17 protein-coding genes and 1 tRNA gene are annotated in these 23,669 nt (G+C 34.6%); 8 read left to right on the top strand and 10 right to left on the bottom strand.

What is annotated here, in order from left to right; all coding sequences use genetic code 11:
* Positions 1 to 56: 56 nt before the first annotated feature.
* Complete coding sequence (locus tag HM987_RS18345; RefSeq protein WP_179009449.1) at positions 57 to 2,060, bottom strand: glutamine--tRNA ligase/YqeY domain fusion protein; 2,004 nt, start codon at positions 2,058 to 2,060, stop codon at positions 57 to 59.
* Between the two features lie 118 nt (positions 2,061 to 2,178).
* Between HM987_RS18345 and HM987_RS18340 the strand changes: the two genes are divergently transcribed.
* From HM987_RS18340 to HM987_RS18330, 3 genes are all read left to right on the top strand, one after another.
* Entirely contained in the window at positions 2,179 to 2,379 is a 201-nt protein-coding gene (locus tag HM987_RS18340; protein WP_179009448.1) for a zinc ribbon domain-containing protein, read from the top strand.
* A 68-nt stretch (positions 2,380 to 2,447) separates the two neighbouring features.
* Entirely contained in the window at positions 2,448 to 2,810 is a 363-nt protein-coding gene (folB, locus tag HM987_RS18335; protein ID WP_179009447.1) for a dihydroneopterin aldolase, read from the top strand.
* A gap of 84 nt (positions 2,811 to 2,894) precedes the next feature.
* A tRNA-Cys gene (locus tag HM987_RS18330) sits at positions 2,895 to 2,965 on the top strand.
* Positions 2,966 to 3,404: 439 nt separating this feature from the next.
* On the opposite strand, the gene HM987_RS18325 is transcribed toward HM987_RS18330, so the two are convergent.
* The 5 genes from HM987_RS18325 to HM987_RS18305 all read right to left on the bottom strand — a co-directional run bounded on the left by HM987_RS18325 (position 3,405) and on the right by HM987_RS18305 (position 7,898).
* Positions 3,405 to 4,088, bottom strand: coding sequence for a LysE family translocator (locus tag HM987_RS18325; RefSeq protein ID WP_179009446.1), 684 nt, complete (start codon positions 4,086 to 4,088; stop codon positions 3,405 to 3,407).
* A 43-nt stretch (positions 4,089 to 4,131) separates the two neighbouring features.
* Positions 4,132 to 4,803 (bottom strand): head GIN domain-containing protein, encoded by a 672-nt coding sequence (locus tag HM987_RS18320; RefSeq protein WP_179009445.1) that lies wholly within the window; start codon positions 4,801 to 4,803, stop codon positions 4,132 to 4,134.
* Between the two features lie 12 nt (positions 4,804 to 4,815).
* Positions 4,816 to 5,052: a hypothetical protein gene (locus HM987_RS18315; protein WP_179009444.1), complete on the bottom strand. Its 237-nt coding sequence runs from the start codon at positions 5,050 to 5,052 to the stop codon at positions 4,816 to 4,818.
* Positions 5,053 to 5,054: 2 nt separating this feature from the next.
* Complete coding sequence (locus tag HM987_RS18310) at positions 5,055 to 5,354, bottom strand: heavy metal-binding domain-containing protein (protein ID WP_179009443.1); 300 nt, start codon at positions 5,352 to 5,354, stop codon at positions 5,055 to 5,057.
* Between the two features lie 309 nt (positions 5,355 to 5,663).
* Positions 5,664 to 7,898, bottom strand: coding sequence for a ribonuclease R family protein (locus HM987_RS18305; protein ID WP_179009442.1), 2,235 nt, complete (start codon positions 7,896 to 7,898; stop codon positions 5,664 to 5,666).
* 907 nt (positions 7,899 to 8,805) lie between these two features.
* Here HM987_RS18305 and HM987_RS18300 point away from each other — a divergent pair.
* The 4 genes from HM987_RS18300 (at position 8,806) to HM987_RS18285 (ending at position 12,195) form a co-directional block, all read left to right on the top strand.
* Positions 8,806 to 10,176: a T9SS type A sorting domain-containing protein gene (locus HM987_RS18300; protein WP_179009441.1), complete on the top strand. Its 1,371-nt coding sequence runs from the start codon at positions 8,806 to 8,808 to the stop codon at positions 10,174 to 10,176.
* A gap of 159 nt (positions 10,177 to 10,335) precedes the next feature.
* A complete protein-coding gene (locus HM987_RS18295) occupies positions 10,336 to 10,770 on the top strand; it encodes an RpiB/LacA/LacB family sugar-phosphate isomerase (RefSeq protein WP_179009440.1) in 435 nt (144 codons plus the stop codon).
* Between the two features lie 24 nt (positions 10,771 to 10,794).
* Positions 10,795 to 11,709: a cation diffusion facilitator family transporter gene (locus HM987_RS18290; RefSeq protein ID WP_179009439.1), complete on the top strand. Its 915-nt coding sequence runs from the start codon at positions 10,795 to 10,797 to the stop codon at positions 11,707 to 11,709.
* A gap of 30 nt (positions 11,710 to 11,739) precedes the next feature.
* Entirely contained in the window at positions 11,740 to 12,195 is a 456-nt protein-coding gene (locus tag HM987_RS18285) for a GNAT family N-acetyltransferase (RefSeq protein ID WP_179009438.1), read from the top strand.
* Between the two features lies 1 nt (position 12,196).
* Here the strand turns inward: HM987_RS18285 and HM987_RS18280 are convergent, their stop codons facing one another.
* From HM987_RS18280 to rnpA, 3 genes are all read right to left on the bottom strand, one after another.
* On the bottom strand, positions 12,197 to 13,036 hold the full coding sequence (locus HM987_RS18280; RefSeq protein WP_179009437.1) for an OmpA family protein: 840 nt from the start codon (positions 13,034 to 13,036) through the stop codon (positions 12,197 to 12,199).
* Between the two features lie 162 nt (positions 13,037 to 13,198).
* Positions 13,199 to 14,833 carry a S41 family peptidase gene (locus tag HM987_RS18275; protein ID WP_179009436.1) on the bottom strand — a complete coding sequence of 545 codons (1,635 nt, stop codon included), beginning with the start codon at positions 14,831 to 14,833 and terminating at the stop codon, positions 13,199 to 13,201.
* Positions 14,833 to 15,207 (bottom strand): ribonuclease P protein component, encoded by a 375-nt coding sequence (rnpA, locus tag HM987_RS18270; protein ID WP_179009435.1) that lies wholly within the window; start codon positions 15,205 to 15,207, stop codon positions 14,833 to 14,835. The genes HM987_RS18275 and rnpA overlap by 1 nt, the downstream gene beginning before the upstream one ends.
* A 177-nt stretch (positions 15,208 to 15,384) precedes the next feature.
* Here rnpA and HM987_RS18265 point away from each other — a divergent pair, with 177 nt between their 5' ends.
* The gene (locus HM987_RS18265; RefSeq protein ID WP_179009434.1) at positions 15,385 to 21,771 is read left to right on the top strand and encodes a CUB domain-containing protein; all 6,387 of its coding nucleotides are present in this window, start codon (positions 15,385 to 15,387) and stop codon (positions 21,769 to 21,771) included.
* An 84-nt stretch (positions 21,772 to 21,855) separates the two neighbouring features.
* On the opposite strand, the gene HM987_RS18260 is transcribed toward HM987_RS18265, so the two are convergent.
* Positions 21,856 to 23,655: a M1 family metallopeptidase gene (locus tag HM987_RS18260; RefSeq protein ID WP_179009433.1), complete on the bottom strand. Its 1,800-nt coding sequence runs from the start codon at positions 23,653 to 23,655 to the stop codon at positions 21,856 to 21,858.
* Positions 23,656 to 23,669: the final 14 nt, after the last annotated feature.

Genomic DNA, 23,669 nt, shown 5'->3' with positions numbered 1-23,669 from the left:
TAATAGCGTTTAAATAAAATTATGTATTTTAATTCTGAAAGTATCTCAAAGAAATGTTAAACCTCAGCTGTCTCAGCCACCAATATCTCATTTTTATCTTCTTTCGCTTTATTAATAAATTCATCAATATCGTCGTTTCGTTCTAAGCCCTTTTTAAGCAATACTTTTAACGCAATTAACACGGCGATACGTGTACCTGCTTTTTTTACAGCAGTGCCAAATAAGGGCTCTAAATCGTCATAAGTTATTTCTTTTGCTAATTCTTGTATTTCAGCTTTTGATTTCAGTTGTTTTTCTTCAGGTAAATTGGTGTATTTCTTACCCAATTGTTGAATCACACTCATAGCAGAACGTTTTTGCTGTTGTGGTTTGGACTTGCGTTGATTATTTTTTGGTTTAGGTTTTTGTTTTGCCCAGCTATCACGTAAACCTACTGTTTTATTAAACACCAAGTGTTTTGGTGTGGAATCATCATCAACATTAAAGTACCCTATGCGCTGGAATTGAAACCGCTCTCCTACTTCGGCATCTGCCAAACTAGGTTCTAAATAGCCTGTTTTAATGGTCAAGGATTTAGGATTTAGATATTCCATAAAATCTTTAGCCTTGTCCGTATCTGGCGATTCGTGCATAAATAAACGGTCGTATTCCCTAATTTCGGCAGTAATGGCATGTTTTATGGACACCCAGTGCAATGTTCCTTTAACTTTTTTAGAAGTGTCTTCATCGTAGGTGCAATGAATCTCCGTAATGTTTCCATCGCCATCTTTTTCAACGCTATTGGCTTTGATGATGTAGGCATTTTTCAATCGGACTTCGCCGCCAAGTTGAAGTCTAAAGAACTTAGCACTAGCTTCTTCCTTAAAATCTTCTTTTTCAATATAAATTTCTCTTGAAAACGGCACTTTTCTATAGCCAGCAGATTCGTCTTCCTGATTATTTTCGGCTTCCAGCCATTCAACTTTGTCTTCAGGATAATTGGTAATTACAACTTTCACGGGATCTAAAACGGCCATCACACGATTTGCAGTTTTGTTCAGATCCTCACGAATACAGAATTCTAAAAGTGAAACATCAATCACATTTTCACGTTTGGCCACGCCCACTTTTTCGATAAATTTTCTGATGGAATTTGGTGTGTAACCGCGACGACGCAAACCGGAAATGGTTGGCATACGTGGATCATCCCAACCCGAAACAATACCTTCTTCGACCAAACGCAACAACTTACGCTTGCTCATTATGGTATAACTGAGGTTTAAACGTGCAAATTCCCTTTGCTTTGGTTGCAATGGTAGTTGGTCACTACTATATTCATAAACATTATCTCTAAACCAATCGTATAGTTTTCTGTGCGGCTTAAATTCCAAAGAACATAAGGAATGTGAAATTTGTTCGAGATAATCACTTTCGCCATGGGTCCAATCATACATTGGATAAATACACCAATCATCGCCTGTTCTGTGGTGATTTGCAAACATAATACGATACATAATGGGATCTCGCATTAGCATGTTTGGGTCTTCCATGTCTATTTTAGCACGAAGTACATGTGTACCAGCAGGAAATTCTCCAGCTTTCATACGTTGGAATAAATCCAAATTCTCTTCAACACTTCTATTTCTGTATGGACTGTTAGTACCAACTTGTGTTGGTGTGCCCTTTTGCTCTGCCATGGCTTCCGAAGATTGGGAATCTACATAAGCTTTACCATCTTTTATCATCATAATAGCCCAATCGTATAGTTTTTGAAAATAATCGGACGAGTACAGTTCATTTTCCCATTGATAACCTAACCAAGCGATATCTTTTTTGATGGCATCGACATATTCTTGCTCTTCTTTAGCAGGATTGGTATCATCGAATCTTAGATTCACTGGTGCATCGTACTTCTCTCCCAGCCCAAAGCTAATACCAATGGCTTTGGTATGACCGATGTGCAAATAGCCATTTGGTTCTGGTGGAAAACGAAAACGTAGTTTCTCTTTTGGTAAACCGTTTTCTAAATCTTCTTCTATGATGTGCTCAATAAAATTGAGTGCCTTTGTTTCTTCTGACATTTTTCAGGTATTAGGTATTGGGCATTAGGACTACGCAAAATTACATAAATTGTACATCAATAGTGTAACTTTTCTATACCTCATTACACTAATACTATGAATAAAAATCATTTTTAATATGAATTATAAATGTCCAAAATGCGATAATACCACTTATGAAGTTGGCGAAATGAGAGCTACAGGTGGTACATTATCTAAAATATTTGATGTACAGAATAAAAAATTTAGCTCTGTTACCTGTAAAAAATGCAGCTATACTGAGTTTTATAAGGCTAAAACTGGTGCACTCAGTAACATTTTTGATTTATTTACTAGTTAGATAAAAGAGATCATAAACCACTTAGCTATTAGAATTAAGAATCGAGACTTTTAGATTACTTTTGCATTATGGGAACAATAAAAGTTGAAAACATAAGAGTCTTCGCCAATCATGGTTGCTTAAAAGAAGAAACAGCAATTGGTAGTGATTATAGAGTAGATTTGGAAGTTAAGGCCAATTTAAAAACGTCTTCAGCATCTGATGCCTTGAGCGATACAGTAGATTATGTGCTTTTAAACAGAGTGGTTAGGGAAGAAATGGCTGTTCCTTCTAAACTTTTGGAAACGGTTGCCAAACGTATTTTAGACCGTGTTTTGAATGAAGCCTCTTTAATAACCAAAGCCACAGTTGCTGTAAGTAAAATTAATCCTCCGATTGGTGGTGACGTTGAGATGGTTACCATTAAAATGACTAAAAAACGAAAAAAGTAATCCTATCTAGCTTAAAAAGTTTATAATTTATATATTTGCACACTCGTTTTAGTTGATGAGATTCCTGCCTACGCAGGAAGTTAGGGTGTCGTGGCCGAGTGGCTAGGCAGTGGTCTGCAACACCATCTACAGCGGTTCGAATCCGCTCGACACCTCAAGAAACCTTCAACTTATGTTGAGGGTTTTTTATTTTTAAATTTTAAGAAAATTTAGATTAAGATTTACGCGGTTCGAATCCGCTCGACACCTCGAGAAACCTTCAACTCATGTTGAGGTTTTTTCATTTTTAAATTTAATGAATATTTAGATTAATATTTACGCGGTTCAAATCCGCTCAACACCTCTAGAAACCTTCATCTTATGTCGAGGGTGCTTTATTCTTAAATTTTAAACAAATTTAGATTTATATATACACGGTTTGAATCAGACATGAATTTTACGCCTCAATAGCCTATCAGAAAATTTAGAAGTTTTTATTGGTAAAAAAAATAATTAAAGACTTAGTCCATCTAAAGCAATTCTCTTTAAAATTTACAACTTTAGACACCTTGAAAAACTTTCAACTTATATTCAGGGATTTTTATTTCTTGTGATTTAATCAATAGGATTTACACGCTCTATCTGCTCAATACTTTTTTCATAAACCGAAGGAAAAAGACCTTGAACCAATAGAAAAATACCAAAGATTAAAATTACTATAGACACTATTTTCTTAGTCTTAAAAATACGTCTTGGTGTCAATTTGCTTCTTAAGCGTTTTGCGGCCGCAATCTTTACTAAATCAGTGAGAAAATAAGAAATCAACATGGTAGAAATAAAAATCAAAACACCATTATCTGAAGAGGTAATCGATGTCCCAATCACTATAAAGCCTAACCAACCTAAAAGCACACCAATATTGATAAAATTGAGTAGAAACCCTTTCATAAAAAGTTTGCCATAATCTTTCTTAGGAATTTCTATTTTATGGTGTTCCCTTACGATGGATCTAAAGGATTTTTTTGTCTTGATAAAACTAATAAGACCATAAGCAATTAAAAGCACGCCTCCAAAAACCAGCAACTTTGGATCGTCTTTTATTTTCTCCAAAAGTGTATCGGTACTTAAAAAGATAACGAAAATAAAAACAATGTCAGCAAGAATAACACCTAAATCGAAAATTACAGCACTAGTAAAACCTTTGGTCGCACCTGTTTCCAGTAACACAAAAAAAACAGGACCAATGGTAAAGGCTAAAATAATTCCGAACGGAATCGCTGTTAAGATATCATCTAACATGTATAAACTACTGTTTACACAAATGTAAGAAACTAAGCCGAGTTTACATACGTTTTATTTTTCCACCTAGTATGGTGCTCTCATCAATTTGCTCTGGATTACCGTAAATATATATCGTTCCACCAGCTTTAACTTTGGCAATCACTGTTTCAGTAGCATTTACTTTTGCTTCTCCAGCAGCATTAATACTAACTTCTGCTTTTTCGGTAATAAAGTCTCTACCATTAAAAACACCACCTGTATAAATAGAAATATCCTGATTTTTTGAGCTTCCAGTAACATGAATAGAACCTCCAGTTACAGCTTTAAAATTTGCATAAGTCGTTTCTAAATCTGCTGTAATTTCTCCTCCCTCTTGCACACTTAAGTCTATTTCGTATTGTTTAATCACGTCATTTACGGTAATATTAGCACCTTCATTGGCGTCAATGACATCTACATTGACGTAATACAAGGTTACAGTAGTATGATTTCCATCGAAAATTTCTTTTAAACTCATTCGTATTTTCAGGGTTCCGTTGTTATTTACAACTTCAACATTTTTAGTGTTTTCTCCTGAAATAATGACTTTATTTTCATCGGAAGCTACCATTTTAACCTGAATCAAATCAAACACTTTTACGGTTTCAAATTCACCAAGCTTTTTTTCAATTGATTCTTGGGCATTACTATTATAACCCAATATCAAAGCTATTACTAAGATAATATACTTCATATCTCTAATTCTTTATTTTAAGGTAATTACTTTTTTACTGAACAACCATTTGAGTTGAATTTCGTCGCCAGATCGTTTCCTAACAATACGTCTTTGCGGTGATAAAATTACGGTGATTATAGCCGAAATTGCTGTTAATAAGTAGATATTGATATCCTTAAATACCATTTGAATTCCGAATCTGACAATTAAATAAGTAACGCCAAATATTAAGAAAACGTATAAGCTTGCCTTTGTACTTGTCTTCATTATTATACCGAAACTTTTACTGCTGTTCCTGTAACGGAAACCATGGCATAATTACTGGTTGTGAGTTCAATTTCAACTTTAATGCCAACTATAGCATTTGCTTTTAAATTTGCTGCATTATTTTGTAAGGTTTGAAATGCTTCTTCCTTTACGGCTTCTATACTATTTTGCAATTTTGTATAGTATTTTGAAGCACTAAAACCCATGGCAACAGTTTCTTTATTAATCGCGACACCTGTTACTATACCTAAGTAATCTATGATGTTATGGTTTTCTATGGAATTGGTTGTTGTTAGGATCATATTGATAATGTTTTTTTCACAAAGATTACACAGATTTTCATTGACATATATCTCTGATTTATTGATTTTTGAAATGAACTAATCAATGTAAAACTAAAAAAAATTCATTTGTAAGATGAATTCTTTACTTCTAAATACTTTTTTGACACGAATTTCACGAATTGGCACAAATCCAAAGCGTATCAGAAGCGATTAATGCTAATTAGTGAAATTCTTATCACTTTTTTTTTACTGAAAACTACGACCCGGACGAACGTGCCTTTTCGTTACGGGCAGACCTGCTACTGTAAACTAATTAGAGACTATAAACTAATTTGGTTTTCCTACCATGTAAAAATCCAAATGTTTCTTCGTTAAATCTGCATTTTTAACTTTTACAATAACTTCATCCCCAAGTTGATACATAGTTCCTGATTTCTTACCAATCATTGCATATTGGTCTTGATCAAATTGGTAATGATCGTCTTTCATATCCCTTACGCTTACCATGCCTTCACATTTGTTGGAAATAATTTCTACATAAATTCCCCAATCCGTTACACCAGAAATAACACCTAAAAATTCTTCGTCTTGATGATCTTGCATAAAACGAATCTGCATGTGTTTAATAGAATCACGTTCGGCTTTGGTGGCTAAATATTCCATATTACTGGAATGTTTGCATTTCTCTTCGTAAATCTCTTCGTTAGCGGATTTTTCACCGTCTAAATAACGTTGTAATAGGCGATGCGCCATCACATCTGGATAACGACGGATTGGTGAGGTAAAGTGACTGTAATAGTCGAATGCTAAACCATAATGCCCAATATTGTGTGTGGTATATTCGGCTTTCGACATGGTTCTAATCGTCAGCGTATCCACTAAATTTTGTTCTTTTTTGCCCACCACATCTTTTAGTAAATTATTTAAAGAAGAGGCGATACTGCCTTTATCTTTAAAATTTAATTTATGTCCAAAACGGGCCACAACGGTTTGCAACTGTGCTAATTTGGCTTCATCTGGTTCGTCGTGTACACGATATACAAACGTTTTCTTTTGTTTTCCAACAAATTCTGAAACCTTTCTGTTGGCCAATAGCATAAATTCTTCTATCAATTTATTGGCATCCTTACTAGTTTTAAAGAATACACCAACTGGATTTGCTTCGTCGTCCAGATCGAATTTCACTTCCACTTTATCAAAAGAAATAGCGCCTTCTCGCATACGTCTGGATCGCATTTTTTTGGCCAGCTCATTCATTTTTAATACAGCAAAAGCGATATCTTTTGAGGTTTTGTATTCTTTTTCGGTTAAAGAAACTTCAGTAGGGATTATGGTATCTATTTTTTCTGGATTCTTTTGCGCTTCAACTGTGCTCAATTTGACATTCCGCTCTATAATTGCCTGTGCTTCTTCATAAGCAAAACGGGCATCAGAATAAGTTACCGTTCTACCGAACCATTCCTTTTTAATTTCGCATTTATCATTCATCTGAAACACGGCAGAGAAGGTATATTTTTCTTCATTTGGACGTAAAGAACAGGCACCATTTGATAATACTTCTGGTAACATTGGTACCACTCTATCCACTAAATAAATTGATGTTGCGCGTTCGTAAGCTTCATCATCCAATACTGTTCCAGGTTGTAAATAATGGGAAACATCTGCAATATGGATTCCGATTTCGTACAAACCGTTATCTAAAATTTTAAAGGATAAGGCATCATCAAAATCCTTAGCATCTTTTGGATCTATGGTAAAGGTTAAATCTTTACGCATGTCGCGTCGTTTAGCGATTTCTTCAGGCTTAATCTCTAAATCAATATTGTTAGCGTAGGCTTCAACCTCATGAGGAAATTCGTTTGGTAAACCATATTCTGCTAAAATTGCATGGATTTCCGTACTGTGTTCTCCTGGTTTTCCTAAAACTTCTATGACTTTACCGTTAGGCGAATCTGCTTTTTCTGGCCAATCTTCTAAAGCTACCAACACCTTATACCCATCTTCGGCCTTCATCGTTTTATTGATGGGCACAAAAATATCTGTGTACATTTTATTGTTATCTGCCACCACAAAGGCAAAATTCTTCTTTTCATGAATTTGAATGGTGCCAACATATTCCGATTTTGCACGTTTAATAATGTTGGTAATTTCTCCTTCTTGTTTGCCTCTATGTTTCCTTTTATAAGCGTAAAATTCTACTTCGTCGCCATGCAAAGCTTTGTTGATATTGTTTGAAGCAATGAAAACGTCGTTTTCAAAATCGTCTGAAATTATATAACCATTTCCTTTGGCTGCCAAATCTAAAATACCTGTATGATACTCGGTATTTACTACGGCTTTAAATTTACCACGATCAACTTCTTCAATCTCTTGTTTAGCTTTAAGCTGTTGTAGTTTCTTTATAATCTGGTTGCGACTACTAGCATCATTGACGCCAATTTTAGCTGCAATTTGTTTATAGTTAAAGGTTGAATTTCTATCTTTTTTTAAAATACCAAGAATTGTATTTGTGAGGTTGGAAATCTTATTATTTGATGATTTCCTTTTTTTCTTTTTTGTCATTTAATTTGTAATCTTATTGAATGTATTTGTCATTTGGAGTGAAACGAAGAATCTCTTAAAGTGAGATTGCCACGCTGCGCTCGCAATGACATTTTTAAACTTAATTAAGGCGAAGAGAGAATAACGTTTTCACTTCGACTACGCTCAGTGACCACGGTAAAAAGTTATTAAGTTTGCTGCAAAGTTACGTTATTAAAATGAAATAGTGTTTAGTTAGCGTTAAATTAATGTAAATTCTAGTTATCAACACATATATACATATTATCATTTTTCTTTTAAAATTTAAAAAATAAAATGATGGTTATTATAGGTTGTTAATAGTGGCTATAACTTTTTTTGGTTTTGTTTTTATTCCTCGTTGTTTACAATTTACTATAGTTTAGTTAACACTAAGTTTACATATAACTGCTTCATTTTAAAGCTAAATCAAAAAGCTATTAACAGCTGTTGATAACCGATGTTAATAGAAATGACTGATATGTTTTTACTAAAAAACTGTTCACTTCTCTATAAATGATACTTAATAACTCACTCGAAAAAAATAGCTAACTAATTAGGTTATCTCATCTGTATTTTGGTTTGTAAAAATAAATGGATAAAACTAATTTTAGTTTTAAAGACTTGTGAACACTTATTAACAAGTTATAAGCTTAGTTGTTACAGTTTATTTAATACAAATTTTATGAATTTAGAAGTGTTATGTTAGAGAAATGTAATTCATAGCTAAATATTCTTATTTATTAATTGATTACACCTTAGCTGTTTACTACCTACAAAGTACAAATTAAATCGATTTTGTGTTTTTTTTTGCTTAAAAAATCGATGAAAAACTAAAATGATAATAGTTTAAAAAACTTGATATACTATTGTACTCCCTCAGTATCTATTAACATATAAACTTTTAATTATGAAATCAAAATTACTCTACACTACTCTAGTATTTAGTGTATTATTTTTAAACTTTTCGTTTGCTCAGCAAACCTACGTTCCAGACGATATTTTTGAGCAGTATTTGATAGACCAAGGCTATGACACGGTCTTAGACAATTATGTAACAACAGATAATTTAACGTCTGTAACTTCAGTGGATTTGAGTGGTACAAATGTTACTGATTTAAGTGGAATTGGCGATTTTCTGGCATTGACTACTCTAAACGTTTCCAGTACCTTAATACTTACGTTAGACGTAACTAATAACACGGCATTGACGCTTTTAAATGCAAATGATACGGCTTTAAGTAGCATAAATCTATCATTCAATCCGGCTTTAGATACGTTGTATGTGGATAACACTTTTATATCCAGTTTAGATTTAAGCGCTAATACAGCTTTGACTATTTTAGATGCCTCTGACACACTTATAACCAATATAGACGTTAGTGCTAATACACTATTGACTTCTTTAAGCGTTGCAAATACTTCAATATCAAGTTTAGATATAAGTAGTAATACAGCTTTAACATTTTTAACTGTTTTTAATTCTGATATTAATAGCTTAGATGTAAGTACTAATTTAAATTTGACCACTTTAAAGACTACGAATACACCAAAATTAAATTGTATTGCAGTAGCGGATCAATCTGCTGCAAATTCTGGATTGGGCGTCTACTTTGGATGGGAAAAAGATGAGGGTTGTAGTTATAGTGAAATATGTGACCGTACTTATGTACCAGATGATGTATTTGAGCAGTATTTAATAGCTGAAGGTTTTGATTCAGGACCGCTAAATGATTATGTACCTTTTGATAATATAAAAAATATACCTACTGTAGATTTAAATAATACAAATGTTATTGACTTAACAGGTATTCAAGATTTTACATTATTAGCGGAATTAAATGTTTCTAATACGGCAATAAACACTTTAGATGTGAGTAGTTTTTCTGGACTTACAAACTTAAATACTTTGAATACGCCAAACTTGGATTGTATCAACGTGGACGATGAAGATGCTGCCAACGCAGGAACAGGAATTTATACTAATTGGGAAAAAGATATTTCTTGTGGTTACAGTGAAAACTGTGCAGAGTTTTTAAGTAATTCAGATTTTAATATATCTGAAGCCTTTGTTGGTCCAAATCCAGTTAAAGATGAATTGAATGTTATATTAAAAAATAATGGTACGGTAAACGATGTAAGTTTATATGATGTTTCAGGAAAACTAATTCTGAAAACTACAAATAAAAATGTTTCCACAAGCCATCTAGCATCTGGTCTGTATTTAGTAAAAATTACAACAGATAAAGGTAGTTTTACCAGAAAACTAATAAAATCATAAGCAAAATTTATAAATTAAAGTTAGAAAAACCTTGAGACATCGCTCAAGGTTTTTTTGCTTTTAAAGCGTTATGTACTATTATTGATAAGTATTAATTCTTTCAATTCTCTGACTTTTATTATTTGTAACTTTGTGTTTATAAAGTCAAATAATTAAAACATGAATATCTCAATAGGAAATGACCACGCAGGACCAGATTATAAGTTCGCTATCGTAAACCATTTAGAAGGCAAAGGTTACACGCTTAACAATTACGGAACGGATACTTTAGATAGTGTGGACTATCCAGATTTTGTGCATCCTGTAGCAAAAGATGTTGAAGAAAAAAAAGTGGATTTTGGAATTCTTATTTGTGGTAGTGCCAATGGTGTGGCCATAACTGCCAATAAATATCAACATGTCAGAGCTGGTGTTTGTTGGACAAATGAAATCACAGAACTCACACGTTTACACAATGATGCCAATATTATTTGTATTCCAGCACGATATACTTCTATTCCACAAGTCATAAAAATGATAGATACCTTTTTAGAAACTAAATTTGAAGGCGGTCGTCATCAAAACCGTGTGGATAAGATTCCATTATCATGTTAGGTATCAATTTTAAATTGATATAACATGGGACATTCACACCATCATAATCATTCCCATAGTAACGATCTAAATGGTCGTAATCTATTAATTTCTATATTTTTAAATATTGCTATTACAGCTGCTCAGGTTGTTGGTGGCTTATTGTCGGGTAGTTTAGCTTTATTAAGCGATGCACTTCATAATTTTAGTGATGTGATCTCTTTAATCATTAGTTATATAGCTAATAGATTAGTAAAACGAAAAGCGTCTTTAAAACGGACTTTTGGTTATAAACGTGCTGAAATTTTGGCTGCTTTTATCAATGCTTCCACTTTAATTGTGGTTGCGGTACTTCTTATTGTTGAAGCTATAAAACGTTTTCAGGATCCACACCAAATTGAATCAGATTTAGTGATTTGGTTGTCTGCTGTTGCTATTTTAGGCAATGGTTTTAGTGTGTTATTATTGAAAAAAAATGCAGAAGATAATATGAACATGAAAAGCGCTTACTTACATCTATTGACAGATATGATGGCGAGTGTAGCCGTTCTGGTTGGTGGTTTACTAATGAAATTTTATCAAATTTGGTGGATAGACAGTGTGTTGACCTTTGCTATTGCTATTTATTTAATTTGGATGGGATTCGATTTATTAAAATCATCTACAAAAGTGCTCATGTTATTTACTCCAGACACGATTCCTGTGGAACAAATTGTAAATAAACTGAACAGTTTTGAAACGATTAAAAACGTACATCATGTACATGTTTGGCAGTTGAATGAAGAAGAAATTCATTTTGAAGCGCACATTGATTTTGAAAAAGATATTTCATTATCAGAATTCGATGTTATTCTGACTAAAATTGAAGGATTTATATTTCAAAATTACGATATCAATCATATAAATATTCAACCAGAATTTAGCAAGAGTGATGCTAAGGATGTGATTGTACAAGATTAATATAAGAGGAATGTTTTTTAATTATTTATAATGCTAACTATAGAAGTAAAGACCTTTCAAGAATTGACAACGCAAAAACTCTACGATTTACTTCAGTTAAGAAGTGAAGTTTTTGTTGTTGAACAAAATTGTGTGTACCAAGATATCGATGGAAAAGACCAAAATGCACTCCATATTTTAGGGTATAGCGGACAGAAATTAGTGGCTTATACCAGATTATTCAAACCAGGTGATTATTTTGAAAAAGCGAGTATTGGTAGAGTAGTGGTTAGGTCTAATGAACGTAAGTTTAAACATGGAAATACAATTATGGAAGCTTCCATAGATGCCATTAAAACACATTATAACGAAACAGAAATTAAAATTTCTGCACAGTGTTATTTAAAAAAATTTTACAATAATCTTGGATTTGTTGAAGAAGGAGAGGCGTATTTGGAAGATGGCATTCCACATATTTCTATGTTGCGATTACCAGATCGTGTCTAGATTATTTTTCTTTATCATAAATCCTAGTCACTAAGATTTCCACACGTCTATCCAATTCTGGTTTACCACCAAGTGGTTCTTTCCTTCGCATACCTACAAATTTCATCCGGTAATGTTTTACCCCTTTTTTCTCGAGATAATCATAGACATATTTTGCTCTCGCTACAGAAAGGTTTCTCTTTTTTGTTTTACGGTCTACAGCATCTCTATTGCCTTGTGTGCAGCACACATGGCCTTCAATTGTAAAATAAATATTGGTACGTTCTGCAAGAACCTCTGCAATTTTATCCAATACCTTTTTGGAATCTTTTGTTAGATAACTATAACCTGTTCTAAAAAGCAAATTTTCTAGTAAAATTTTATCCCCTTCCTTTAGATCGCCTTTTAATATATCAGCGGTTTCTAGTGTTTCCTTTTTCTCTTCTTTGGGTTTTGGCGGAAAAACGGGAGTGACTATAATTTCAACCTTACGGTTTAATCCGCGAATTTTACTAAGGTTGTCTTCATGTACAATATTGACTAAAATTTTCCCTTTGCCATCCACATTGGTAATTACCGATTCGTCAAACTCATTGTTGGAAAACACCTCTTTTATGGCATCAGCCCGGTTTTGGGATAAAACCAAATTATAGTTATCACTTCCTCTATCATCTGTGAAGCCGTATATTGAAATTTTACCTATATCTATATCTTCAATTTTAGATAAAAAAAGCAATAATCGACTGTGCTCAGTTTCGGGAATATCGTGCTGATCGGTTTCAAAATAGACTTCGTGTTTCAGTTCTTTTTGAGAAAAAGTGAGCTGAAAACAAAGGCATAAAAAGACAATTAGGGGTTTCATGTGTTATTTTCTATTGTTGCCATTCGTCACATGTAAACTTTAATAACGCTATTAATTTTAAGTAATATGATAAAATTAATATAATTATGTCAGTTATGTTTTAATATAATTTTACTACTTACTGAAAACAATTATGACGCTAAATATAGAAAAAAATAAGTTCTATCTCAAAATACTCGCGTATTGAGTAGGATTATTGATAATACTCAAGGCCTTTTTGATTTCAATATTATGAGCCGTATAATAGGTATATAAACCTTCACTATAGAAATAGCGCTTAATAATTTCATCTGTTAGCAATGATTTTAATTGTGTTTTGTTTTCATCTATAGCGTTGGATTTATAAGACTGTAAAGCCTCGGTTAAATCCTTGTATTCTGACGAAATAACGGCATCAAGTTCTTCTTCCTTCGCAACCTTAATGGCATTTGTTAAGGCTTTTTCGGTTTTGGTTTCAAAACTAAAACCACTGGATTTTATATAATTTTTAAAGTTTTTAAATTCAGCATCCGACAACTCAAAACTTTGTAAATCTTCAACATTATGATTGTAATAATAATCTGTTGAAAAGTTAAACACTAAATTTTCATTAGATATAGCTTTGGTAATTGGGGTTTGTTTGGCAAATTCGACTTCAATATCGGGTTGTACACCTCCACCATCATATACATCGCGTCCACTTCTGGTTTTAAAGGCATTATAATTTTCTTGTCGGGTTCTTGTAGCTTTTCCGTTTTCATCACGATTCCAATAATCCAATGCCTGAATACAACGGCCAGAGGGCGTATAATATCTTGAAATGGTAATCTTCATTTGTGTACCATACGTTAATGGCTTAGGTCGTTGAACCAAACCTTTTCCGAAGCTTCTCGTTCCGACGACAACAGCACGATCCATATCTTGCAAAGCACCAGAAACAATTTCACTTGCCGAAGCACTACTGCCATCTATTAAGACAACAAGAGGAATTTCGGTATCAATAGCTTCACGTTGGGTATAGTAGGTTTTGTTGTATTTCTTTACTTTCGATTTGGTAGTAACAACCAATTGATCTTTGGGAACAAAAATGTTGGTTACATTAACCGCTTCATGAAGTAAACCTCCAGGATTTCCCCTAAGATCTAAAATTAATTGTGTGGCGCCTTGGTTTTTTAAGGCTTTAATGGCTCTAATAGTTTCTGAAGAGGCTTTGTCATTAAATTTTCTAAGCACTACATAACCCGTTTTATCATCGACCATAGAGTAGTGTGGTACCGCTTTTATTTCTAGGGATTCTCTAATAATCTTTACCGTGTTGATTTTATCTTGACGTTTATACGTTATGGAAACTTCTGTACCAGCGGCTCCTTGTAATAAATTGGCGGCATCATCTTTAAAGTCAGCAACGCTAACATTATCTACTTTTATAATTTCGTCCCCAGCTTTAAGACCAGCTTTATCAGCCGCATAATTTTGGTAAGGTTCTACAATAACCAATTTGTTTTTTAGAGTTAAAACCCTTGCTCCAATACCTGTATAATCGCCAGCATTATTGATTCTAGAGGCTTCTACATCTTGTTCGTTATAAAATTGCGTGTAAGGATCTAAATCGTCTAACATACTTTTTATAGCCGTATCCATGAGGTCGCCTGGATTGGTATCATCAACATAGTTCATGTTGATTTCCTTAAACAATGTGGTAAAGATTTCTATTTGCTTGGCGATTTCAAAAAAGTCATTTTTAAAAGCTGTTGTACTAAAAAAGATAAGCACAGCCAAGGCTGGAATTAGCAATTTTTTATATATAGATTTTTTCATTAGTCAGCGGTTTTGTCGATAAATTTCTTAAACAACAATCTCATACTCGTATCTAGTTTATCAAAAGTTGTTCCATCTTTACTAAGGTACAAAATCATAAACGCAAAAGAAGCAGAACTATTGTTAAAATATCGAGGTTTATTTAGTCTGTAGGCTTCACGGAGCAAACGTTTTATGCGATTTCTAGAAACCGCAGTTTTGTGCAGCCGCTTGCTTACGGAAACGCCTGTTTTGAGTTGCGAGCCATCTTCAAATTCTGTTTTAAGATATATTAATTTGAGTGGAAATGCCGTGACTGCTTTTCCTTCTGTAAAAAGCTGTTCGATTAGCTTTTTACTTTTTAGTTTATCTTTTTTTGAATATTTGAAGTTCATGAGCGGCATTTCGATTGGCAAAAATAGAAAACCTCATCTATTTGATAGTGATTAATGTATATAATCTCTAAATAAAGTCATTTCATCTAAAAAATGGCTTTTGAAAGATTTTTTTTTCAAAAGAATCTATATTTGGTTGACAACTAAACCGCAATTTTCCTAACATTCTAAAGCCATATGACTAAAAATTACTTCGCTTTTTTAGTATTTATAGTAGTATCAATAAATATAAGCGCACAAAATTCTTATTGGTTTCAATCCGAAATAAAGCAGACTAATATTTCAAATTCTGAGATACCTTCGGAGCATGTGGAATTTACTTTGAATGCAGCATCGTTGCTAAAAGAATTTGCAAAAGCACCTGATCGCTTATTACAAAAACAATCTGAGATTGTAATTTCTTTGCCTAATGAAAACGGAGTATTAGAACGGTATCAGCTCTTTGAAGCTTCTAACCTTCATCTAGAATTAGAAGCAAAATTCCCCGAAATAAAGTCTTATATCGGCAAAGGACTAGATAATGGTGCAACTGCGCGTATTAGCTATTCGCCATCGTTAGGACTGAATGTTTCAATTTTAAATCTAAATAGGCCGACAACACTTATTGCGTCTTTAGATACTACCAATGGAATATATGGGGTTTTTTCAAGAGATGAATTAAACACTTCCAGTTCAGATTTTGAATGCGAAACCATCGAATCTGCAAGAAGACAGCTTTCGTCTTCTGGATTAGCCAATAGAAATGCAAATGACAGTAACTTAAGACGATACAGAGCAGCTATATCAACCACAAGCGAATATTCACAATTCTTTCTTGATGGTACTGAAACAACGGATGAAGAGCGCAAAGAAAAAGTTATAGCAGCATTAAACCTATCCCTAACAAGAATCAATGGGATTTTTGAACGGGATTTTGGAGTAACGATGCAATTGATTTCTAATAATGATGACATCATTTTCTTGGATAGTTCAACAGACCCTTATAATGTTAATAATTCTGTAATTCAAAACACAATAGATGCAACTATAGGTGATTCCAATTATGATGTAGGTCATTTATTTGCTTATGAAGGTTCTATTTACGGAAATGCTGGTTGTATTGCTTGTGTATGCACACCAGGTGCTAAGGGAAGCGCATATACAGTACATAGTGATCCTAATTCAGACCATTTTAATTTAATTGCTAGTCATGAGTTTGGACATCAATTTGGTGGTTGGCATGTGCAAAGTACCTCAAATTGTAGAAGTTCAAATGAACTTCAGGAAGTAGAACCAGGAAGCGGTAGTTCAATTATGGGATATGCAGGCATTTGTTCACCAAGTGTACAGGACGCTCCAGATGATTATTTTAATTATGTAGATATTAGGGATGTGGCGCAATGGACTATTAACGATAGTTCTTGTGCAGAAATTATTGGATTAACAAATACAGCTCCAACAGTTAGCGCAGGTAATGATTTCACGATTCCGAGGTCAACAGCCTTTATATTAGAAGGCACTGGAAGTGATTCTAATGGAGATCAGTTATCATTTTGCTGGGAAGAAAACGATCCTGAAAATCCGTTTAGTTCAGACACGCCACAACCAACGAGGCAATTTGGACCCATGTTCCGATCAAAACTACCTGTTTCAAGTCCTGATCGTTACATGCCAAAAATAACTGATGTGGTAAATGGTAATTTAACGCCAACATGGGAAATGCTACCCTCAATAAGTAGAACGATGGATTTCGTCCTTACGGTTAGAGACAATAACCAAAACGGTGGACAAACCGCTTCTGATGAAATGACTGTTACTGTAACCGATACGGCTGGCCCTTTTGTTGTAACCTCCCAATCTACAAACGATATTTGGAATGTAGGCGAAAATGCTACAATTACTTGGGATGTTGCTAATACCAACGTCGCTCCTGTAAATGCGACAGAGGTTGACATTTTTCTTTCTGTTGATGGAGGTTTTACATATCCTTACACCATAGCAACTGCGATTGCAAATGATGGCTCAGAGACCATAAATATTCCTAATGTACCCACAACTACGGATGCGAGAGTTATGGTTAGAGGCGCAAACCAAATTTTTTATGCAATTAACAGTTCCAATTTCGAAGTACAAGCGTCTGAATTCGTGATGAATTTTACAGAGACCAACTTGGCAGTCTGTAAGCCAAATGATGCCGTTTATAATTTCACATACAACACTTTTTTAGGATTTGATGAAACGACTGTTTTTTCAGCTTTAAACCTTCCAACGGGTGTGAATGCTGTTTTTAGTCAACCTTCCGCTACGGAGGATAATACAAATGTACAGGTTACAATAACCAATACAGCACTTATAGCTAATGGTTCCTATGATATAATCATAAACGGAATTTCGGATACGGCAGAAAAGAATATTACTATTACATTAGAAGTTTATGATGATAATTTATCAGCTCCTACACTCCAATTTCCAGAGGATAATGCTTCTGCAGTAGATGTTAACGGAACTTTTACATGGCAAGCCGACGTCAATGCTGCGAGTTACGAAATAGAAATAGCATTGGATGCTAGTTTTAATACCATGGTCTTGTCTGAAACTACTTTTGTTAATTCATATGATGTTCTAGGTTTAGATTATAACACCATTTATTATTGGCGCGTTAGAAGTGTAAATGATTGTGGAATAAGTTCATATTCTAATAGTAATGAATTTATCACATTTTGTGTTGCTCCTAGTGATATCGCCCTAACTAATATTCTATCAGATTCTGCTGAAGTCAGTTGGATAGAAAATGGTAATGCCACATCATGGGAAATTGAAGTGGTTGAAATTGGAAATACTCCCACTGGTGTCGGTGTTTCAACTTCCAATAATCCATATACGATCAATGGTTTAAACTCGCTAACATCTTATGATTTATATATAAGATCCGAATGTGGCGGTGGAAATTATAGTGATTGGACAGGTCCATTAAACTTTACTACGGCAGCTAATTTTTGTAATGGCGATCATTTTTATGATTCAGGTGGTTTAGGTGGAAATTACTCGAACGGAGAATATATTACGACTGTTATAGCACCTTCTGCTGGAAATAATAGTATAACTGTTGTTTTCAATTCGTTTGAATTAGAAAGCGGATGGGATTACTTATATGTTTATGATGGACCAGATAATAATGCCCCATTTTTAGGACAATATACTGGAACTGTAAACCCAGGCCCATTTACCTCATCAGACCCTTCGGGAACCTTAACGTTTTTGTTTACTTCCGATGGAACTGCTACGCGTAGCGGATGGGATGCAACGGTAACATGTCAATCTATTTCTTGTCCTAATCCAACAGATTTGCTAGCAAATGATATCACACTTAATTCGGCAGATATAAGCTGGATCGCTAGCGGAAACGAATCAACATGGGAGTTAGAGTATGGATTAACTGGTTTTGACCTAGGTACAGGAACACTTATTAATACCAGTACTAATCCAACGACTTTAAACGATTTAACTTTTGAAACAACTTACGATGTCTATTTAAGAGGTAATTGTGGTGCTAATCCTGGCGAAGATGATAGTAGTTGGGTAGGACCATTCACATTTTCGACCTTAGGCTTAGAAGCACCAGGATATTTAACAGCAGAATTGAGCGATGAAACGCTTGGGGAAGTGACCTTAAATTGGGGCGAACCTAGTAGCTTTATAGGAAGCTGGATGTTATTTTATGATTTTAACTGTGCAGATAACTATTTTCAAACAGAAATTATTTTTAACGGTGATGGTTCTTTCATAATTCCAGATTTTAACGACTCGGGAACTTGGGTATTAGAAGGTGATCAATTGACCTTTACTTTTCCTGATGGTTTTTCGTATAGTGGTACTAGAAATGGCGATTATGTGGTCGGAACTAACGACGCAGGAGGTTGTTGGTACGGTACAAAAAATAATACCGATGGTTTAATAGCATATACATCTGGAGCATTAGATGTTTTTGGACAACCAAATTCTAATGAGAACCAAGTGGTCCAAGTAAATGTGTCCGGATTATCTTTTATCGAATATAATTTATATAGGGACGCTCAACTTCTTACAACAACTACAGAATTAACTTATATTGACACCTTGCCAAATTATGGCGCCTATGACTATTATGTTACGGCTGTTTATGTTGAGGGCGAATCAATACCTTCTAACATTGAAACAATAGAATGGGTTTCATGCCCAGAACCATTTGATTTTGTTGCAGAAAATGCTTCTGTAGATAGTATTGACCTTAGTTGGATAGTTGGAGGAAGTGAAACTTCTTGGGAACTAGAGTACGGACTTTCTGGTTTTACAATTGGAGCAGGAAATACAGTAATAGCAACTTCAAACCCTTACACCTTAACCGGTTTAAACTCTTCGTCTAATTATGATGTATATGTAAGAGCTAACTGTGGTACAAACCCAGGTGAAGATGATAGTCATTGGGTAGGTCCTGTGTCATTTACCACTTTTGTAGATTATTGTAATGGTGATCATTTCTATGATTCAGGTGGAGTAAATGGTAATTATCAAAATGGAGAAGATATCACTACAGTTATTACACCTTCTGATGGTAATAATAGTGTAACGGTTCTTTTTAATTCATTCCAAACAGAAAGCTGTTGCGATCGTTTGTGGGTTTATGATGGCTTGGATATTAACGCGCCTTTGATAGGTCAATATGGCGGCATAACAATTCCTAATTCATTCACATCTAACAATCCTTCAGGAGCGTTAACTTTTCGGTTTACCTCAGACGGAAGTATTACAGGCAGCGGTTGGGACGCAACGGTTATTTGCGAGACTATTACTTGTCCAGATATATCTAATATTGTAGTGGATGGTATGACTCAGAATTCAGCAGATTTAAGTTGGTTAGCAGGAGGAAATGAATTATCATGGGAAATAGAATACGGATCAACTGGTTTTAGCCAAGGAACAGGGACTTTTATTGATACATCAAATCCAGAATATACTTTAACCGGATTAAATTCGTTAACAACCTTCGATGTATATATTCGTGGCAACTGTGGTGTAAATCCTGTTGAAGACGACAGTAATTGGGTGGGACCAATTTCGTTTGCCACTTTACCAGATTTTTGTAGCGGAGATCATTTCTATGATTCGGGAGGAGCAAGCGGTAATTATCAAAATGGAGAAGATATCACAACCGTTATTACACCCTCTGATGGTAATAATAGTGTAACGGTGATCTTTAATTCTTTTCAATTGGAAAGCTGCTGCGATTATTTAAGAGTTTATGACGGCTTGGACATTAACGCACCTTTTATCGGTCAATATAATGGCAGTACAATTCCAAATTCTTTCACAGCAGATAATCCATCAGGAGCATTGACGTTTAGGTTCACTTCAGACGGAAGTGTTACTCGCAGTGGTTGGGACGCTACTGTAGTTTGTGAAACTATTACTTGCCCTGACTTATCGGACTTTGCAGTAAACAATGTCACTCTAAGTTCAGCTGATCTAAGTTGGATTGCAGGTGGCAGTGAAATGGCATGGGAAATAGAATATGGACCAACCGGTTTTATGCCAGGCAATGGCACAACTATAATTTCGAATACAAATCCTTATGCTTTAGAAAACCTTGATTTAGCGACAACTTACGATGTCTATATTCGTGGTAATTGTGGTGCAAATCCAGATGAAGATGATAGCAATTGGATAGGACCACTGGCCTTTACAACTTTAGATATAACGTCACCAGCCTATTTGGTGGCAGAACTCACTGATTCAGCGCAAGGGGAAGTATCTCTGGATTGGGGACCGACCACAAATTTTGTTGGTAACTGGTTATTAAATTTTGATCACCAATGTAATGGCAGCTATTCTCAAACAGAAATCATATTCTATGAGGATTTTACGTTTTATATTCCATCTGAAGGTGTCACTGGAACCTGGGAAGTAGATGGTAATCAAGTTATCTGGACATATAATAGTGGTTTTCAATACACAGGTACTATATCAGGAAATTATATGGAAGGCACCATGGGAACTAATGGCTGTTGGTTTGCTGATAGAATAGAAGCTACTGACTATATCAATTATACCGTTGGTAATATATCAAGTACGGTAGAAATAAATCCCAATGCCAATGAGCAAATTGTAATTAACGCTGCAGCATTTGGCTTTTTAGAATATAATATTTATCGAAACAATGTACTCTTAGCGTCGACGACCGAAACAACCTATGTCGATATGCTAACGGTTTCTGGTACTTACGATTATCATATTACTTCGGTATTTAGTGAAGGAGAATCCGACGCTTCCAATATAGAAACCATCGTTTGGGAAAGCTTAAATGTAAAAGACAACGAATTTGAAGGTATTGACATATTTCCAAATCCTGTTACTTCAGAATTACATATTAATTCAACTACCATTGTTGAGTCTATAGAGGTGTTCTCAATGCTGGGACAGAAGATAATGGACATCAAATCAAACGGAAATAACACCAGACTTGATATGACTCAATTAGAGTCAGGAACATACTTTGTTAAAGTTTGGGCCAATCAACGTTTCAATATTTACAAGGTTATCAAGAAATAAAACGATACTTAAAACGAATTCATAGTAAACAAAAAGCGCAATTTTAGTTGCGCTTTTTGTTTATATATAAGTTATGTTACTAATTTAATCTGTTAGTACATTGTTCCCACGGTCAACATCTGCCATCATTTGGGAAGCATCAATCTCAACCGATTCAATCTCCTTTTTGGTTTTAAAAGAATACGTTGGCATTGCCCAAGCCCAATCACTAATGATCGTTGCAGAAGTAGGCTTTTCGCCACGCATCATCTGTAACGGTATATAAAAATCTTCTGTTGTACCATCTATGTAGGTTACGGAAAGGTCAATAGGCATTGGCATTAAACCTTTACGCTCTAAAGTAACGGATTTTCCATCGATTGATTTTACACCATAGTCAATAGTATTTGTGGTTTGCGCAAAATCTATGAAATACCAATCGAGCTCAAAATCGGTAATGCGTTCGGCGGTTCTAATTATATCGAACGGTTTAGGGTGTTTAAAAGAAAAATCATCAAAGTATTTTTTAATGGTTTTCTTTAAGTTGTCTTCACCGATTACATAACCCAATTGTGCTAAAAACACAGCACCTTTACTATAAGCTGCATTACTATAAACTTGGTTGAATTCATAGCGATCCGAGTGCGTGGTTAAAGGTTGTTCATAGCCTGAATTTGCCAGAGCTAAATACCCTCTATAAGACCCTTCAAGCGGATTAGGTTTTTTGTCATCGCGAAGCGCGTTCATAGCTAAAGCTGAAATATAGCTTGTAAAGCCTTCATCCATCCATTCATGTTTTGTCTCATTAGAAGCTAACAAAAACTGAAACCATGTATGCGCCAACTCATGTGCTGTAACACCCAATAAACTTCCATAGCTGCGCTTTCCGGTAATAAGTGTACACATGGCGTATTCCATGCCACCATCGCCACCTTGAATTACAGAATACTGATCATAAGGATATTTACCAATGTTTTCACTAAAGAAATCCATTAACATGGCGGTTTCTGAAGGTAACTTTTTCCAATTGTCCAAATATTGCTGTTCTAAATCTTTTTTATAGTAGAAGTGGAGTAGTGGGCCATTTTGGATTTGAAAGGTATCGTGAATAAAATCAGGATCTGCAGCCCAAGTAAAATCATGCACTCTTGGTGCTTTAAAATGAAGGGTTTTCTTTCCAGATTCTACAGTAGGTTCACCTTGAAGATAGCCTGTGCCACCAACAACATAGTCTTCATCAATAGTAAGTTTGACATCAAAATCGCCCCAAACCCCATGAAATTCCCTTCCAATATAAGGATCTGCATGCCAGCCTTCATCATCATATTCCGCTAATTTTGGGTACCATTGTGACATGGATAAGGCCACACCTTCTTTATTATTTCTACCCGAACGACGAATTTGAATAGGCACTTGCGCATCAAAATCCATATCGAATGTGACCTTTTCTCCTGGCCCAATGGGCTTATCCAATTGTACTTCTAAAACCGTTCCGACAGTGTGATGTGAAATAGTTGTTCCGTTTTGTTTTAGTGAATTCACTTTGATATAACCAATCTCATTTGGTTGTAATTTACTAATCCGGTCACTAATTTTTGGGCTGGGATCTTTAATGTTAAGTGAACGCACATCCATTTCGCTTCCAGGTTGAAAGGCATTGAAATACAAATGATAATACACACGGTTTAGTACGTCTGGAGAATTATTGGTATAAACCAACTTTTGCTTACCCTTATATCGATAGCTATTGACATCCATATCAATTTCTATGGCGTAATCAACGTGCTGTTGCCAGTAAACACTTGCAGAGACATTAGAAGCTTTGCTTGTATTACTTAATTGTTTTCCGGGACCGCAAGAGGTTATAATTAAAAGTGATAAAAGGCTTATTGTGAAATGTTTCATATAATTTTTTATTA

Source organism: Winogradskyella forsetii (assembly GCF_013394595.1).
Taxonomy (GTDB): Bacteria; Bacteroidota; Bacteroidia; order Flavobacteriales; family Flavobacteriaceae; genus Winogradskyella; species Winogradskyella forsetii.
This window is presented reverse-complemented; position numbering and strand designations above follow the sequence as displayed.